We start from the raw sequence: 20,746 nt of genomic DNA, 5'->3' as shown, positions 1-20,746 counted from the left end.
TTGGCATCCGCTGCGGATCCAGATACACCGCATAGGTCGGCGGCAAAGCGGCCACCGTGATGTGATGATCCGCCATATATTGCTCAAACCGCTCGTAGTTCAAAATCGTCTCTGACGTTGGTACATACAGTGTGGCTCCACAGAACAGTGCCTGGAAGATTTCCCAGCAAGCCGCATCGAACGAATAGCTGGCGAACAGCAACGCATGATCCGACGTACGGATCTTGAGTGTCTGATCAAAATACGTTTTCAGATTGCACAGCCCGTGATGCTCCAGCATCACGCCCTTCGGCTGCCCCGTGGTCCCTGACGTATAAATCACATAGGCTAGATCGTTCGGACCGGACCACGGTTCCAGATTGGAACCATCCTCGTGGTACACCGTTTGCTCCCCATCCAGCACCAGCACGTGACCGTCGATAGCGGCTTTGTCTACCAGATGGCTTTGCGTCAACAGCAGCTTCGCTCCTGAGTCGTCCAGCATGTAGCGGATACGCTCCTCTGGATACGTCGGATCAATAGGGACATATGCACCCCCGGCCTTCAAAATTCCGAAGATGCCCACGATCATGTCCACCGAACGCTCGGTCATCAGACCCACCAGACGATCTTTCGTCACGCCTTGACTGCGCAAGGTACGAGCTAATCGATTGGCGCGTGCATTCAGCTCACGATAGGTCAACTGCTCTCCTTCGAAGAACAAGGCTGTCTGCTCCGGCGTCCGCGCGGTTTGCGCCTCGAACAAGCCATGGATCGTTTGCTCGCTTGGATACTCGGTCGCCGTATCTCCCCATACGCTGAGAATTTGCTCACGCTCCTGCGTGGTTACCATATCGAGCTCATGTACGCGAATGTCCGGCTTCGCTGTCACCTGCTCCAGCAGCTGCACTAGATGACCTCGAATTTGCTCTACACTTTCCCGTTCAAAGGCCAGCGCATTATACCCAAAGCTCATATGAATGGTGTTCCCCGGCAGCACCACCAGGTTAAAGTCATAGTTGGTCTGCTCGACAGACTCGGCTCCGGTGATACTGAAGCTGGACTCATTACCGTTGCCTAATTGCTCCAATTGTTCCTCTACCGGATAGTTCTCAAAAATAAGAATATGATTGATCAAATCCTGCTTAAGCTCCGACAGCCCCTGAATTTCATACAACGGATACGTATCATAGGCATGGGAAGCAATCGATTGCTCTTGGGTTTGCTTCATCACGTCTGAGAATAAGCTGTCCACTTGACTGCGGATGCGTACAGGAATGGTATTGATAAACAGACCAATGATGTGCTCCACATTCGGAATGTCTGCCGGACGTCCAGATACCACGCTGCCAAACACCACATCATCTGTACCATTATATTTTTGCAGCAAAAGGCCCCAAACGGTCTGCATCAACGTATTGATCGTTACCTGATAACGCTTGGCTATGCGCTGAATGCCAGCCGTTAGATCCGCGCCCAAGTCAAAATCCAGACGCTTCGCCTGATATTCCGTTTTGCCCTGAATTTTAGCCTGTGGCAGGCGGGACTGTTCCTCATATCCTTCCAGAACCTTGCTCCAGTAACCGGATGCAGCCTGACGATCCTGCTGTTCCAGCCATTCGATATATTGACTGTACGGCGTGACAGGGGCCAGTTCAGGTTGTTTATGAGCCAGTATCGCAAAATAACTCGCAAACACTTCGCCTGTCACCAGCGACAAGCACCAGCCGTCCATCACGATATGATGGAAGCTCCATACAAAACGGTACGCCTCCTCACCTGTGCGCAAAACGGCCACACGCATCAAAGCATCTTGCGCCAGATTAAAGCCTCTTTGCTTGTCTTTGCGCGTATATTCGAAGATGTATTCGTTTTGCCGCTCTTGCTCCATATCCCGCAGGTCTTCAACATATAATTCACTGCGCTTATTCCGATACACGACCTGCAGCGGTTCATCTTTCCAGCCGCTGTAGAAGTTCGTGCGTAGTACCGTATGCCGCTGCACCAATACATCCAAACTTGCCGCAAACGCATCGACATTAAAATGTCCTTGCAGATCAAAGGAGGCCTGTTCAAAGTAAGCTCCTGATTGCGAATCCATCAGATTGTAAAAGAGCATGCCCTTTTGCATCGGCGTCAGTGCGTATACATTTTCCAGCTCATCGGTATGTGCCGCCTGTTCCGCAATTTGTTCCAGTTCTCTAGTCGTCAGACCTTTGAAGGACACATCACTCGGCGTCAGCTCTGGCTGTTCCTGAGCGACACAGTGCGCAATCACCTCTTGCAAAGCGGATTGCAGTAATCCCGCCACACGTTCCAGCGTTTCTTGGCGATACTGCTTACGGCTGTAAGCAATCGTCAAGCGCAGCGTGCCTTCCGAGATCATCGCGTTCAAATCCAGCGTATATTGCAGCGGTGAATGTGCATCCTCTGTCTCCCCTGCACTATAGGATGACCATGTGATTCCACTGTTTTGCACATCCTGATCGACCTGCCCCAAGTAGTTAAAGCTGATTTCCGGTTCTGCTCCAATCGCATGCGCTTCACCTGATGCAGACGCAGGAGATAAGTAGCGCCATGTGCCATAGGTCAGCCCTTTATGCGGAATGCGGCGCAGACCTTCCTTCGTTTCTTTAATCCGCTGGGCCAGTGCCATTTCCTTGCCTGTCTTCAGCAGCACCGGATACAAGCTCGTAAACCAGCCTACCGTACGTGTAATATCCACCTCTGGCAGGATCGCTTCCCGGCCATGTCCCTCCAGATTCACCAGCACCTGTCCGGCGCCTGTCCAGTTGTGCATCGCCAATCCTAACGCGGTCAATAGCAAATCATTGACCTCGGTGTTATAAGCGCGATGGGCCTGCTTTAGCAGTTGCTGGGTTTCAGCCTCGGTCCACTCCACCGTCAGCACTTCGCTGTCTGCATTCAAGGAGCCTTCGTAGGCGAAATCCTTAGGCAGCGCTGCCGCTTTCGCTTTGGCCTGTTCCAGCTGCTGCCAGTAGGCTTCATCCGATGCAGCCTCTGGACGGTTGGCGTAAGACGACAACTCCCGTGCCCATGTTTGGAAGGAATCCGTTTTATAGGGCAATCGTACAGGCTCGCCCTTGATCGCCTGCTCGTAGCCTGTCGAGAAATCTTCAAACAGAATTCGCCACGACACCCCGTCCACCACCAAATGGTGAATGGCTATGAGCAAATGATCGCCCTCGGCTGTGCGGAACAATCCCAGCTTGACCAGAGGTCCTTCGGACAGGTGGATGCTGCTTTGAATTTCATTTGCCTTCGCTTCCAGCGCTTCCGCATAGGATGCTTGTTCACGGTAGTCCACGGTTTCCAGCGTATACAACGCGCCTTCATCTACGCTACGTGTCCAAGCCATATAACCAGAGGAATCCTGATGGAAAACCGTACGAAGCGCATCATGATGCTTCACAATATGATCCATGACTTGGCAAACTGCCGTCTCATCAAAGCCCTCGGCACGATAGAGCATAACTGCCTGATTAAAGTGCTGCGGACGTTCGCGCTCCTGCGCAAAGAACCAATGCTGGATCGGAAGCAAAGCGGTTTCCCCGCTCACTTCTCCTTGATCTGCCATACGACTGACCTCATGCATATGCGGTGCCAGTGCTGCAACCGTTGGATACTGGAACAAATCCTTCATGTCCAGCTTATAGCCAGCCTGGAACGCACGGGATGCGATTTGGATCGCCTTGATCGAATCGCCGCCCAGATCGAAGAAATTGTCCAAAATACCGACAGTCTGCAGTCCCAGTACCGACTGCCAGACCGCTACTAGAGCGCGTTCTTGAGCAGTACGCGGCTCTGCATAATCCGTTCCGGTTTGTAGGCTGCCTTCTGGTGCTGGTAGGGCCTTGCGGTCAATTTTGCCATTTGGACTCAGCGGCATCTGCTCCAGCTGTACAAAGTACGATGGTACCATGTAGCTTGGCAGCTCCCGGCCCAGCTCACTTCTCAGCTCGCTGGCGCCGAGCTCTTGTCCGGCGACATAGTAGGCCACCATTTGTTTTTGGCCCGTTTCGTCTGCACGAGCCACGACGACCGCTTCTCGTACCGATTCCACTTGGAGCAGCTGCGATTCGACCTCGCCCAGCTCAATCCGGTACCCCCGGATTTTCACCTGATGGTCGATCCGGCCCAGATATTCAATGTTGCCGTCCGGCATCCATCTCGCCAAATCGCCTGTGCGGTACATCCGTTCATAGCCTGCTGCCCCGCCAGCAAACGGGTCTTTCACAAATTTCTCGGCCGTCAGCTCTGGACGGTTCAGATAGCCGCGGGCTACGCCGACACCGCCGATGCACAGTTCTCCTGCAACCCCGATCGGCTGCAATTGCTCCGTACCTTCCTTCACGATGTACAGACGAATATTTTGGATCGGTTTTCCGATTGGAATGACCGAATAGGTTTCATTAGGCTCGCAATCGAAGTACGATACGTCCACCGTCGCTTCGGTTGGTCCATACAGGTTGATCAGCTTCGCTCCGGCCAGGCTTGACACAAGCCGTTGGAACCGGGCCACATGCTGTGGCGGCAACGCTTCACCACTGGCAAAGACATGGCGCAGCGTGATCAGCTTCGCTTGCATCACTTCTCGTGGCTGCTGCTCCACGTATTCCAGGAACGCATGCAGCATAGCGGGAACAAAGTGCATTGTGCTCACGCCATCGCGGGCAATCGTATCGACGATGTCTTCCGGGTTCTTTTCCCCGCCCACGGGCAACAAGCTCACCTTCGAGCCAACCAGCGACCACCAGAACAGCTCCCACACCGACACGTCGAACGTGAAGGCGGTCTTTTGCAAAATCGTATCTTCCGCACTCAAGCCGTACCGATCATGCATCCACAAAATCCGGTTCAGCACGGAATGGTGCTCCACCATCACGCCCTTCGGTTTCCCGGTGGAGCCGGAGGTATAGATGACATAGGCTACATGGTGCGGTCCGGCCAGTGGCTCCAAATTCGAGCCGTCTTCGTGGTAAATGTCCTCGCGATCCAGCACCAGCACCTGGCCGTCGAAACTCAGCCATGCTTGCTCCGCCAAATGCGATTGCGTCAGCACCAGCTTCGCACCCGAATCCTCCAGCATAAAGCGGATGCGGTCCGCCGGATATTCTGGATCGATGGGTACATAAGCTCCGCCTGCCTTGAGGATCGCATAAATGCCTACGATCATGTCCAGCGAACGCTGAACCAGAATGCCTACCGGCTGATCCGGCTGAACACCTTCCGCACGCAGCGTCCGGGCCAAACGGTTCGCTCGCTCATTCAACTCAGCGTAGGTCAACGATTCCGCTCCGCACAACACTGCCACCTGATCCGGTGTGTTCGCTGCCTGCTGCTCGAACAGTGCACTTAGCGTTTGATCCTGCGGATAGGCTGCCGCCGTATCCCCCCAGACCTGAACGAGCTGTGCCTGTTCTTCCGGTGTTACCAATTCCAGCTCATTCACTCGGATATTCGGATTGTCCACAATTTGTCCGATGACATGGTCAATATGACCCCGGATACGCTGCATGGCAGACCGGCTATACACGAGAGCATTGTATTCAAGCAGGATAGAGATATCCTCATCCGGCACGACAATCAGGTTAAAATCGTAGTTGGTTTGCTCGGCAAGTGCCACATTGGCAATCGAGAAGCCTGTTTGTGCCTTTGTCTCGCCGGAACCGCCCATCTGCTTCATCTGTTGCCCGATCGGGTAGTTTTCAAAGACCATAATGTGATGAATCAGGTCTTGTTTTTGTTCAGTCAGTGCCTGAATATCGTACAACGGGAACGTGTCATACATACTGGAAGCCAAAGCCTGCTCCTGCGTACGCTGCAATACTTCAGCAAATGTAGCATTCCGTTCACTTTGAATCCGCACCGGTATGGTATTGATAAACAATCCAATCATGTTCTCCACGCCTGGAAGGTCTGCCGGACGACCGGATACCACACCACCAAACACAACATCCTGATTATTATTGTATTGCTGTAAAATAACACCCCACACACTTTGCAGCAGTGTGTTAATCGTGACATGTTGTTGCTTGGCCATTTGGTTTAATGCTGCAGTCCGTTCTTTACCCAACATAAAGGGCAGCTTTTCCGAAACATAGCCGGCATTTGAACTTTCATCGCTTCCGTCTGGTTCTTCATCCCGTGCGACGACAGAAGCTTGTGCGTTCTCACCAGGCAACAAGGTTTGCTGCTCAAAACCTGCCAAATAGTCACTCCAATAACGGGTTGCTTCCTGCGCATCCTGTTGTTCCAGCCATTCGATATAATCACTATACGGCTTGACAGGTGCCAGCTCTGGCTGCTTGTGCTCCAGCAGGGCAACATATGCACCAAACACTTCGTCCGTCATCAGGGACAGGCACCATCCGTCCATCACAATATGATGGAAGCTCCATACAAAACGGTATGAGCTTTCACCCGTGCGGAAGACAGATACTCGCATAAGCGCATCCTTGCTTAGATCAAAGCCTCGAGCTTTATCCTGGGCCACAAATTCAGCTACAGCGTGTTCGCGCCCTCTGACATCCTCATAAAAGAAGCTCGGATTTTTATGACGATAGACAATCTGCAACGGTTGACCATACCAGCCACTATAGAAATTCGTCCGTAATATAGCATGCCGGCTAACCAGCAGCTTCAGACTTTCCTCGAATAGGGATGGTTCAAAGTACCCCTCCAGATCAAAGGTCGCCTGTTCAAAATACACGCCTGTTTCTGCATTCATCAAACTATGGAACAGCATACCCTTTTGCATAGGGGTCAAGGGGTACACATTTTCCAATTCCCCAACCGTCTTGGTCTGCTCCTTAATCGTATCTAATTGCTCCAGGGTCAGACCTTTAAACAGCACATCACTTGGAGTCAATTCGGTCCGCTCCCGTGTGACACAATGCTCGATCATTTCAAGCAGATTGGATTTCAGCAGATTGGCTAGCATGTGGACGGTGTCCTTACGGAAGGCTTTGCCGTTATACCGAATGTCGAGTTCCAGGATGCCGTTCGTTACGATTCCGCTCACATCGAGAGCATATTTCATCTTCGTCCGGTCACTAGCGATCGATCCAATTGAGTAAGGAGACCTACGCATAGCGCTGTTGTGCAAGTCCTGATCCAGCTGTCCGAGATAGTTAAAGCTTACTTGTGGCTCGGCAAAAGCTTGATATTGACCAAGGTTCAGCACACCTGCTTGCTGACCAACGGCTTGGCCGGATTCACTCAAATATCTCCAGATTCCGTAGCCCATTCCTTTATTCGGAATAAGGCGCAGGCTCTCTTTGACCTGTTTGATGCGTTCTGACAAAGCGGGATCACAACCGATGTCCAGCAATACCGGATATGGACTGGTAAACCAGCCTACCGTACGAGAAATGTCCGTATCCGGCAAAATGTTTTCACGTCCGTGTCCCTCTAAACTAATCAGGCTGCGTTCATGACCCGTCCACGTGTACAGCATCATGCCCAATGCCGTCAGAAGCAGATCGTTCACTTCCGTGTTATATGCGCGGTGTGCTTGTTTCAATAATTTTGATGTCTCTTCCTCCGTAAGCTGGACGACCACTGTATCCGTGTCAGCCAAGGTAAAGGGCTCAGCCTGCGCTTGATCCTCAGGCAAACGTACTTGGTCAGCCCAAGCAGCTGCGTTCCATTGCTCCCAATAGGCGTGTTCACTGTCCATGGCTGTGCTATTCGCATAGGTGGAAAGTTTTTGTGACCAGGAACGGAATGAATCCGTTTTGTCCGGCAGCTGAAGCACTTCCTGATGAACGGCCTGTTCATAGGCAGTAGCCAAATCCTCAAACAAGATACGCCAGGATAACCCGTCCACGACCAAATGGTGAATCGCCATCAGGAGATGGTCCCCATCTGCACAGTGGAACAAACCCGCCTTTAACAGCGGTCCTTCTTGCAGTTGGATACTGCTTTGAATTTTATTGGCTTTCGCCTCAATTGCCGCGCTGAGCATGGCTTCATCCGTCAAATCCCTAAAGTCCAGCACGTCCAGATGATACAGCTCACCTTCCTGTATTCCGCGGTTCCATGCTTTATAGCCTTGCTCGGTCTTGCTGAACACCATCCGCAGAGCATCATGGTGCTCTGCTAGTTTGCCAAGCGCCTGACGCAGAGCAGCTTCGTCAAAGCCCTGCTCCCGGTGCAGGATAACGGCCTGATTAAAGTGATGCGCATCCACTTGGGCCTGCGCAAAGAACCCATGCTGGATCGGAAGCAACGCCGTTTCTCCGCTCACTTCTCCCTGATCTGCCATACGACTGACCTCGTGCATATGCGGTGCCAGCGTTGCGACGATGGGATAGCGGAACAAATCCTTCATGTCCAGCTTGTAGCCTGCCTGGAACGCACGGGACACGATTTGAATCGCCTTGATCGAATCGCCGCCCAGGTCAAAGAAATTGTCTAAAATACCGACGGTTGGCACGCCCAGGACGGACTGCCAGATCGCTACGAGTGTTCGTTCTGTTACAGTACGTGGCGCTGCATAATCCGCTCCGCTGTGCAAACCGCCTTCTGGTGCTGGCAGGGACTTGCGGTCGATTTTACCGTTCGGTGTCAGCGGCATCTGCTCCAACCAGATGAAATACGACGGCACCATATAGCTTGGCAGCTCTTGTCCCAGCTCCTGTCTCAGTTCACCCGCTCCAAGCTCTTGACTCGCCACGTAGTACGCCACGAGCTGTGTTTGGCCCGTTTCGTCCGTACGTGCCATAATGACCGCTTCTTGTACCGATTCCACCTGCAGCAGCTGCGATTCGATCTCGCCCAGTTCGATCCGGTAACCTCTGATTTTCACCTGATGGTCCATCCGACCCAAATATTCAATGTTGCCGTCCGGCATCCATCTTGCCAAATCGCCTGTACGATACATCCGCTCATGGTCTGACTTGTCATCAGCAAACGGATTATTCACAAATTTCTCGGCCGTCAGTTCTTCACGTTTCCAATACCCACGGGCCAATCCTTCCCCTGCAATACATAACTCACCCGGTACGCCGACGGGCTGCAATTCTCCATTCGCATTCATGATATAGATTTGGGTATTCGCAATAGGACGTCCAATATTAATGTGCTCCGCATGGGTCAGTTCCTGCACGGTCGACCACACCGTCGTTTCTGTAGGTCCGTACATGTTATAAATGCGAGGACCTTTTATTTCTTGCAGTGCTGCGAGCAGCTTGGACGGAAGGGCTTCGCCCCCGACCATAATGGCCTTCACGCTTTGCAGTGTGCGGGAACCTGCTTCATGACCCAGCAGCATTTGTAACCGGGATGGGGTCATTTGCAACATCTCAATATGATGATGTGCAATCAATTCACCCAGCGCCTGCGGATTCACCTGATGCTGGCTGTCGCCAAGCACCACCGTCATTCCACCCAACAAGGGCAAGATGGTTTCCAAGACGAAAATATCAAATGAAATAGTCGTCAGTGACAAAATGGTTTGGCTCGCTTCAAAGTCAATGACTTCACGCATCCCGGTAATAAAGTTGAGGACCGAGCGATGCTGGAGCATAACTCCTTTCGGATTTCCAGTCGAACCAGACGTATAGATGACATAAGCCAAATGCTCTGGGCGGGCAATCGCCTCCAGATTGCTGCTCTCTCCCTGATACAAGGCTGCATCCTCAAGAAATATGGCATTGGCATGGCAATGATGCTCTTCCAACAGATCACGACTGGTCAGAAGCACTGTGGCCTCGCTATCTTCCAGCATGTAGGCAATACGAGAGGACGGAAATTCGGGATCAATCGGCACATAAGCACCACCTGCTTTTAGAACAGCCAGGAGACCTACGATCATTTCCACTGAACGCTGTACCATCAGACCGACCAGTTTGTCAGGTCCTACTCCTTGTGCTTGAAGCATTCGGGCCAATGAATTTGCCCGTTCATTCAGTTCCCGATAAGTCAGACTCTGATGTCCAAATACCAATGCCACCTGATCTGGCGTATATTCTACCTGCTCCTCGAACAGCTGATGGATCGTCTGATGAGACGGAAAAGCACAAGCGGTATCATTAAATGCCGCTGTAATCTGCTGCTTTTCCGCCGCTGTGAGTAGTTCCAGTTCTTCAACACGAACATGCGGATTGAGCGAAATTTGCTCCAGCAGGCGTGCAAAATGCCCATACAGACGCTCAATACCTGCTTGATCAAAGCTGAGCGTGTTATACATAAAACGAATCTTGATGCCTTCACCCGGCATAACGACGACGTTCAGATCATAGTTGGTTTCCTCTGTAGACACCACGTTCGAAATCGTAAATTTATCCTGTCCATCACTGCCCAACTGCTCTACCTGCTGCTCCACCGGATAATTTTCAAATATCATAATATGATTGATTAAATCCTGTTTCTGCTCGGTCAGTGCTTGAATTTCATACAGCGGGAACGCATCGTAGGCATTGGAAGCCAGCGCCTGCCGCTGTGTTCGTTTCATCAGCTCGACAAAGGTTTCACCTTGTTCAGACTGCACGCGCACTGGAATCGTGTTAATGAATAGCCCAATCATGTGCTCCACACCTGGAATATCCCCTGGGCGACCGGACACAACGCTGCCGAACACAACATCCGAACTGTTATTATATTTTTGCAACAAGACGCCCCATACCGTCTGAATCAGCGTATTGATCGTCACCTGATTTTGCTTCGCCACTTGTTCGATCTGGGCAACCAGCTCCGGCTGGAATTCGCAATCCAGATCTTCAGCAACATATTCCCCGGTGTGCATCGATTTAGGCTGTATTTTTTGCTGCGGGAGCGTAATTTGCTGCTCGTAGTCCGCCAGATACCCACGCCAGTATTGCAAAGCTGCCTCACGGTCCTGACGTTCCAGCCATTCAATAAATCGACTGAACGGCGTGACAGGCTCCAGCGCTGGCTCATGACCCGCACGCAGTGCCAGATAGCTGCCGAATACCTCCTGTGTCATAAAGGAAAGGCACCAGCCATCCATCAAAATATGATGGAAGCTCCAAACAAAGTGGTACGTTTCATCCCCGGTTTGCAGGATCGAAATACGAATGAGTGCATCCTCTGTGAGATTGAATCCTTTCGCTTTATCCTCGATGACAAAAGCTTCAACACGAGCTTCTCGTTCCTCTTTTTCTAGTCCGCGCAAGTCTTCATAATATAATTGCCCGCTACGATTACGGAAGACGACCTGTACAGGCTCATCCTTCCAGGAGTTGATAAAGTTCGTCCGCAATGCCTCATGACGCTGTACGAGCAGATCAAAGCTCTTACCGAAAGTAACCACATCAAACCGTCCATTCAATTCAAAGGTGGCCTGCTCAAAGTAAGCTGCCGAACTCTCATCCATTAGACTGAAGAAGAGCATACCCTTTTGCATCGGCGTCAAAGCATACACATTTTCTAGTTCACCCATATCTTGTGTATCTTTCACCAATTGCTCCAGCTCGTCCAGCGTTACATGTTTTAACAAGACATCACTTGGGGTCAACACCGTTCTCTTTTGGGCTACACAATGATGAATGACTTCACGCAAGCCGGATGCTAGCAGCTCTCCCAGCCGTGCAATCGTGTCATGACGGAACTGCGTTGTGCCGTAGCGAATCGTGAACATCAGCTCCCCATCCTCGATTAATCCATTGATATCTAGTGCAAAATCCATAGCCGCGTTCGTGCTAACTGGTACACCGATGGAATAGGAGGAAGGCTCCAGATCGTTGCCTTTATAATCCTGATCGAATTGGCCTAAATAGTTAAAACTGATCTCAGGCTGCGCCTGTAACTGCACGCCTGCTTTTTCCAGCACATTCATATCTGACAGGTATCGCAAAATACCATAACCGATGCCTTTTTGCGGAATATGACGCAGCCCTTCCTTAATCCGTTTGATCAGACGAGCCGTATTTCCTCCTTGTCCCAGACTTCCATCCAGTACAACCGGGAACTGGCTCGTAAACCAACCGACCGTGCGCGTAATATCCACATCCGGTACAATAGCTTCCCGTCCATGGCCCTCCAGGTTAACCAGCACCCGTTCAGAACCAGACCAGTCATAGACGGCTTTTCCGAGCGCAGCCAGCAACAGGTCATTCATTTCCGTGTTGTACGCGCGATGAGCTTGTTTGAGCAACTGCTCGGTTTCCTGCTTCGTCCAGCGCACAGTGACAACCTCACTGTCTCCGAGCCGTGCATTGTCATTGGCAAAATCCTTCGGCAAAGGCTTCGCGAGACTGGCTTCTGCTTGTTCGATATGCTGCCAGTAGGCAAGCTCCCGCTCCATCGTCGCACGATTCGCGTAGGCTGACAGCTGTTTGGCCCATACCTGGAAAGAATCTGTTTTATGCGGCAGTCGAATAGCTGTGCCTGTTTGACCTGCAACGGCCTGCTCATAACCGGATGCCAAATCCTCCAGTAAAATACGCCACGATACGCCGTCCACAACCAAATGATGAATCACGATTAGCAAATGATCGCCCTCAGCGCAGTGGAACAGACCAAGCTTCACAAGCGGACCCTCGCTCAAATGAATGCCGGCTTGAATTTCACTCGCCTTGGCTTCTACAGCGGCAGATTCGTCCTCTATTCCTCTAAAATCTACAATGTCCAGCGTGTATAGCTCGCCTTCCTCCACACTGCGGTTCCAAGCGACATAACCCTGCTCCGTCTCACGGAATACAGTGCGCAATGCGTCATGATGCTGGACAATACGTTCCATCGTACGGCGCAGCGCTTCTATGTCAAAGCGCCCAGCTCGATACAGCATCATCGCCTGGTTGCTGTGGTGCAGGTCTACCGGCTGCTGCTCGAAGAACCACCGCTGAATGGGTGTCAGTTCCACCTGGCCTACGACTTCTTCCTGACTGGCCATCTTGCCATCTGTACGAAGTAAAGGACTGAGTGACGCTACCGTCGGATTGCTGAAGAGGTCCTTCATGTCCAGTCGATAACCTGCTTGCAGCAATCGGGAGGATACTTGCAGCGCTTTAATCGAATCGCCGCCCAGTTCAAAGAAGTTATCCTGCGTGCCTACCGTTTCGACACCCAGCACCCCGGCCCATACTGAAGCTAAAACCTGTTCTACCGTGGTACGCGGTGCCACATAGGCTGCACCGGTAAGGATGCTGCCTTCTGGTTCCGGTAAGGCCTTGCGGTCGATTTTGCCGTTGCTCGTCAGTGGGATCGCCTCCAGACGCATCAAGCGTGCAGGTACCATATGTGCTGGCAGTCCGGCTTCCAGCTTGGCCTGTACTTCCTCGATCCGCAGCTCGTCTTCACCCGTAATGTATCCGCACAAGTACTTGTGCCCACGCTCATCCGTCCGGTCGATGACTACCGCTTGACGCACACCCGGCACCCGCTGGATCGCCGTTTCAATCTCGCCTAGCTCGATCCGATATCCCCGGATTTTGACCTGATAGTCCATCCGGCCGATAAAGTCCACATTGCCGTCCGGCATCCACCGCGCCAAGTCACCTGTGCGGTACAATCGTTCACCCGGTACGTACGGGTTTGCCACGAACTTCTCGGCCGTCAGGCCCGCACGATTCAGGTAGCCTCGTGCCACCCCGGCACCGCCAATGCACAGCTCGCCCAGTACGCCGATCGGCACCGGATTCAACTGGCTGTCCAAGATGTAAAACCGTGCGTTCAGCCACGCCTGACCAATCGGTACATTGCCGCTACTTGGCAGCTTCGACAGTTCTTCGTCGTAGAAGCTGGAGTCAATCGCCGCTTCCGTGACGCCGTAGCTGTTCATAATACGAACATCCGCGCCAAACCGTTCTTGCAGCACCCGATAATCCGTCACGCTGCAGCTGTCCGAGCTGGTGATCAGCAGTTCCAGACTGCTCATGTCCAGTCCCTGTTCATGTACATGCTGCATGAACGGTACGATTAAAGCCGGTGTGGATTCGAACACCGTAATCTGATAGTCGTGAATCCAGCCGTACAGGCGGCTTGGGTCAATCCGGTCGTCTTTCGGGCAGATGACCATCGTGCCACCGTTATAGAGCGCCCGCGCGATATCGCCGACGAACACGTCGAAGGAGAAACTTGCCAGTTGCAGCAACCGTACCGGGAACTGGTTCAAACGGTAATCCCGGCGGTAGGCCGCGGCTGTGTTTACCAAACTGTGATGCTCGATCATGACCCCTTTCGGGCGTCCCGTTGTCCCGGACGTATAGATAACATATGCCAGATCCTGCGGCTCATTGATAGGTTCCACATCCGTGGCATCCCCGATGTACAGCGACTCATCGTCCAGCGCCAGTACGGTGTGCAGACGCAAGTTCGCTGCGGATTCGGATACTGCTTCGCTATTAAATGACGAATCTGATTTCAAGCTTAATCCCTCATTAAGGATGTCTCTTTCCATCGTTTCAATGCTAACCGCCGTTTCCAGCTCACCCTCAGACTGCCCTCCGGCCAAAGCCTGTCGGTTTTCCTCCAGCCATGCCTGCGCGCGCTCCTGCAAGCCGGTTTGCGTCAGCAGCACCGTCGCACCGCTGTCCTCCAGCATAAAGCGGATACGTTCGGACGGATAATCCGCATCTAACGGTACATATGCCCCGCCGGCTTTCCATACTGCCAATACGCCGACCAGCATGTCCACCGAGCGCTCGCTCAAAATACCAACAATGGATTCGCGCCCAATGCCTTCATTCCGCAATCTACGAGCAAGTTGGTTCCCACGCTCGTTCAGCTCACGGTATGTAAGCTGCCGCTCCTCGTATACAACTGCCACGTGATCCGGTACAAGCTGCGCTTGTTCTTCCACATAGGCGTGGAACAACCCTTCTAATTGCTTTTCATCACTCCATGCAGATACGCCTACTGATCCAAAACCGTCGATGATTTTCGCTTTTTCCGAAACAGTCACTAGCTCCAGCTCATCTACCAGCGCATCTGGTCTGTTAATCGCTTCTTCAATCATATGCAGCAAATGCTCGCGGATTTGCTCTACAGCTGTACGTTCCAATACTCGCGCGTTGTACTCCAAATGGACATGAATTTCATCCCCCGGCACAACCGTAATGTTGAAATCATAGTTCGTTTGCTCTGACATTGAAGCATTGGCAATCGTAAAACCGTTCGTGTCACGGCTGCCCATGTGCTCCATACGCTGTTCCACTGGATAGTTTTCAAACACCATAATATGATTTACCAGATCCTGCTTTTGCTCAGTCAGGGCCTGAATTTCATACAACGGATAGGTTTCATAGGCTCGGGAAGCCAGTGCCTGCTCCTGTATCTGCTTCATTAACGCAGCAAACGTCATATCTTTCTCACTGTGAATCCGTACAGGAACGGTATTAATGAACAAACCAACCATTGTATCGATGCCTGGAATATCCGCTGATCTGCCGGATACGACACTGCCAAATACAACATCCCGACTGTTGTTATACCGTTGCAGCACAACGCCCCACGCCGCTTGCAGCAGTGTATTGACCGTTACCTGCTGCTGCTTGACCAGCTTGTTTATCTGCTTGGTCACTTCGCGGTCCAGTGTAAACGAAAGCTTGTCCGCTTCATATTCTTTAGCGTGACCGTCCAGCTGTTTTGCCTGCGGCAATACCGTCTGCTGCTCGAAACCAGCAAAATAATCACTCCAGAACCGTTCAGCCTCTGCTTTGTCCTGCCGCTCCAGCCATTCAATATATTCGCTGTATGGCGTTACCGGGACAAGCTCCGGCTTGCGGTCTTCGAGGATGGCAAAGTACGTATTAAATGCCTCTCCTACAATTAGGAACAAGCACCAGCCGTCCATCAAAATATGGTGGAAGCTCCACACAAAACGGTACGACTCCTCGCCTGTACGCAAAACGGACACCCGCATCAGCTCGCCTGAGCTAAAGTCAAACCCTTCGGCTTTGTCATGCTCAGCAAAACCAGCAATATATGCGTCCTGCTCTCCTTGTCCCATTGAACGAACATCTTCAAAACGGAACCCGGCATGTTTATGACGGTACACCACCTGTAAAGGCTGCTCATTCCAGCCGCTATAAAAATTCGTTCTGAATATTTGATGGCGATCCACCAGTTGATTTAAGCTTTCGGCAAAAGCCTCCACTTGAAAGCTGCCTTGCAGATCAAATGTCGCCTGCTCAAAGTACGCCCCGGATTTTGGCTCCATTAGGCCGTGGAACAGGATGCCTTTTTGCATGGGTGTGAGCGAATAAACATTTTCCAGCTCACCCGCAGCTGCCGTCTGCTCTACAATATGTTCCAGCTCTCCAGCCGTCAGTCCTTGGAAGGACAAGTCGCTTGGCGTCAGCTCTGGCAACTCTTTTTCCACACAGTGAGCCAAGACCTCACGCAAGCTCTCCTGAAGCAGACCAGCCAGTCTTTGAATTGATTTTTTCATGAATGTTTTCCTGCTGTAGCTGATCGTCAGTTCCAGTGCACCGTCCGTGATCATGCCGTTGATATCCAGAGCATACCGCTTGGTTAACGTGTCACTAATGGAAGCTCCGATGGAATAAGGAGACATGCGAAAGGCATTATTCTTTAAATCCTGATCGAATTGTCCGAGATAGTTAAAGCTGATTTCCGGCTCGGTGATAAAAGGGGCTTCCCCTTCCCCGTCAGCAAGATATCTCAAAATCCCGTATCCAATTCCTTTATGCGGCAAACGACGCAGCCCTTCCTTGACGCTCTTGACACGCCGTCCCACATTCCGATCCTCGCCCATATCGAGCACAACCGGGAATTGGCTGGTAAACCAACCGACCGTACGCGTAATATCCACATCCGGCAAAATAGCTTCCCGTCCGTGACCCTCCAGATTTACAAGCACCTGACGGATGCCTGCCCACTCCTGAATTGCGTTGCCCAGAGCTGTCAGCAATAGGTCGTTCGCTTCCGTATTGTAGGCACGATGAGCTTGTTTCAAGAATTGTTCCGTTTCTTCTACCGTCCACGCTACTGTCAGTGTCCGATCATCGCGAAGCTGTGGCTTGGCCTGAGATTTACGAGTGTAATCTTTAGGCAAGGATGCCTGACTCTTCCCTGCTTGCTCAATCTGCTCCCAATACGCACGCTCGTTCTCCAACGCTCCACTGCTCGCATAAGCGGATAGCTGGTCTGCCCACAGACGGAAGGAATCCGTTTTGTTGGGTAAACGGACAGACTCGCCCCGTAAAGATTGCTCATAGCCGGTTGCCAAATCTTCCAGCAAAATACGCCAAGACACGCCGTCGACCACCAAATGGTGGATCGCTACCAACAAATGGTCTCCATCCGGGCAACGGAACAGACCCAGATTTACCAGCGGTCCTTCGGACAGGTTTATGTTGTTTTGAATTTCAGTTGCTTTCGTCTCAATCGTCGCGCTCAGCATGGATTTATCTGTCAAAGCTCTAAAGTCCAGCACGTCCAGATGATACAGCTCGCCTTCCTGTATTCCGCGGTTCCACGCTTGATAGCCTTGCTCGGTCTTCCTGAACACCATCCGCAGTGCATCGTGGTGCTCCGTCAGCTTGATAAGCGCCTGACGCAAAGCAGCTTCGTCAAAGCCCTGCTCCCGGTGCAGCATAACCGCCTGATTAAAATGATGCGCATCCACTTGCTCTTGTTCAAAGAACCCGTGCTGGATCGGAAGCAACGCTGTTTCCCCACTCACTTCTCCCTGATCTGCCATATGACTTGCCTCGTGCATGTGCGGTGCCAATGCTGCAACGGTTGGATACCGAAGCAGATCCTTCATGTCCAGCTTGTAGCCTGCCTGGAATGCACGAGATACGATTTGAATCGCCTTGATCGAATCGCCGCCCAGGTCAAAGAAATTGTCCAACATTCCGACGGTTGGCACGCCCAGGACTGACTGCCAGACGGCTGCGAGTGCCCGTTCCGTTGCAGTGCGTGGCTCTACATAATTCGCTCCGCTTTGCAGGCTTCCTTCCGGTGCTGGCAAGGACTTACGATCAATTTTACCGTTCGGTGTCAGCGGCATCTGCTCCAATTGAATGAAATACGACGGCACCATATAGCTTGGTAGATCCCGCCCCAGCTCACTTCTCAGTTCGCTGGCTCCGAGTTCTTGACTCGCCACATAGTACGCCACGAGTTGTTTTTGACCCGTTTCGTCCGTATGGGCCACGACGACCGCTTCTCGTACCGATTCCACCTGCAATAGCTGCGATTCAATCTCGCCCAGTTCGATCCGGTAGCCCCGGATTTTCACCTGGTGGTCCATCCGTCCCAAATATTCAATGTTGCCGTCCAGCGTCCATCTCGCCAAATCGCCTGTACGGTACATACGTTCATACCCGACTTTGCCTCCGGCAAACGGATTATCCACAAATTTCTCGGCCGTCAGTTCTTCGCGATTCCAATATCCACGGGCAAGTCCTTCCCCTGCAATACATAACTCGCCCGGCACACCGACTGGCTGCAATTCCCCACTCGCATTCATGATATAGATTTGGGTATTCGCGATGGGACGTCCGATATTAATGTCTTGAGCATGAGTTAGTTCCTGTACGGTCGACCACACCGTCGTTTCTGTAGGTCCGTACATGTTATAAATGCGGGGACCGTTTATTTCTTGCAGTGCTGCGAGCAGCTTGGACGGAAGGGCTTCACCCCCGACCATAATTTCCTTTACGTCTCGCAGCGCGCGGAAACCTGATTCATGATCCATCAGCATTTGCAGCCGCGATGGTGTCATTTGCAACATATCAATATGATGGTGAGCAATCAACTCACCAAGCGCCTGAGGGTTCACCTGATGCTGGCGGTCGCCAAGCACAACAGTCATTCCACTCAACAGGGGCAGGATGGTTTCCAATACGAAAATATCGAATGAAATGGTCGTCAGTGACAAAATCGTTTTGTTCGCTTCAAAGTCGATGATTTCACGCATCCCGGTAATAAAGTTGAGTACCGAGCGATGCTGGAGCATAACTCCTTTCGGATTTCCAGTCGAACCAGAGGTATAGATGACGTAAGCCAGATGCTCTGGGCGGGCAAACGCCTCTAGGTTGCCGCTTTCTCCCTGATACAATGCTGCATTCTCAAGAAACATGGTATTGGCGATGTAATGATGTTCTTCTGCCAGATCACGACTGGTCAGAAGCACTTCGGCCTTGCTGTCTTCCAGCATGTATTCAATACGAGATGACGGAAATTCGGGATCGATCGGCACATATGCACCACCTGCTTTTAAAACGGCCAGCAGACCTACGATCATTTCCAATGAGCGCTGCACCATCAGACCAACCAGTTTGTCAGGTCCTACTCCTTGTGTTTGAAGCATTCGTGCCAATGAATTCGCCCGTTCATTCAGCTCCCGATAGGTCAGACACTGATTTCCAAACATAACCGCTGTCTGACCCGGTGTACGTTCTGCCTGTTCCTCGAATAGCTTATGAATCCCCACATTGTGTGGATAGGGCACTGCTGTCGCATTAAATACATCCATAATTTGTGCCCGCTCTTCGTCACTCATCAGTGACAACTCCTGAATCCGCTTCTGTGGCCCTTTCACCATATGCTCTACCACACTCAGGAATTGGCGAATAATTCGGGCGATCTCCTGCTCGCTGAACAACTCGGTCCGATAATCCAGTTGCAATACAAGTTTATCGTCATCCAGCATGTCTATCATGGCAATATCGAAGTCACTCACCGTATCTCCGCAGAAATCGGTATGCACCTGCTGAACGGCTTCATCAAAATGGGAGAAGCTCAGTGTACGGTATTGAATGGTAACGCCAAACAGGCGGCGAATATCCGTGCCGCTTTGCTGTTCACGCAAATCCTGCATGATTTTGTTGTACGGATAACGCTGATGCCGCAAAATGGACGCCTGCTCCTTGCCAACACCTTGCAGGAAGGTGAGTAGCTCGGATTCCGGCTCAACCCGCAGACGTGTAGCCACAGTGCTGACAAACATGCCCATTGTATTTTTTTCCTTCTTCAACGTACGGTTAGCATACAATGTACCCACGGTTAAATCCTGTTCCCCTGTCATTTTATGCAAATAAATATACAGAGCAGCCAGGAAAAATGTAAAAATACTGATGTTATTCGCCTCGCAAAAAGCCGTGACACCACGATATAATTCGTGCTCCAGTGTATAGTTCTCCCGGCGTGCAGCCGTACTCACCGTAAGCGGATTGTATGATTTTAAACCTGTAACCTCCGGCAAATTGGCAAATTTCTCCGTCCAGTACGTCTTGTCCTTTTGATAGCGGTCCGATTGCTCATAGCTTTGCTCCACCTGAATAAAATCGAGATATGAATTCGCTGGAGCCAACGCATCTGAACCTGTACCATGCACAATATTCATATAATGCCCCGTAATTTCATTAATGGCCTGCTCCATGGTTACGCCGTCCGAAATAATATGGTGCATTTTGAAACTAAACCAGGTGTCTTCTGCCCCCAACCGCAAAATAACAAACCGATACAGCTGCGAATCCAACAAGGGGAACGGCTGTGCGTTATGATGGCTGACCCATAGCTCAGCTTCCTCCGGGGTAACCTGAAGCGTTTCTATGCTCTGAGCAGCAAACGGTTCCACATATTGATAGGGGATGCCGTCCCGAGCTGTGATTTTGATACGAAAAGAATCGTTTTGTGCAATCACCCGGTTCATTGCCTGCTGCAATGCATCTATTCGAACTGTTCCCTTGATTTTAACAGTGGTAATAATCGTGGACGTGTTGCGATTGGGATACACAAGCTCCGTGTACCAAATACGTTGCTGTGGTTGGCTTAATGCAAACAATTGAACATTGTGCTGAGTCAT

General features: G+C 51.5%; 1 protein-coding gene (only partly in view). It reads right to left on the bottom strand.

Annotation, left to right across the window (positions count from 1 at the left end; all coding sequences use genetic code 11):
• Positions 1 to 20,746 carry the 5' end (the start) of a non-ribosomal peptide synthase/polyketide synthase gene (locus tag ACWGXJ_RS12530; RefSeq protein ID WP_452566869.1) on the bottom strand. The gene continues 21,551 nt to the left of window position 1, outside the view, so the window shows 20,746 of its 42,297 coding nt (coding positions 1–20,746); its start codon is at positions 20,744 to 20,746; the stop codon falls past the left edge of the window.

The sequence above is a fragment of the Paenibacillus sp. S33 genome (assembly GCF_053615415.1).
Note: the sequence above shows the minus strand (reverse complement) of the source record. Positions and strands in the feature narration are given on the sequence as shown.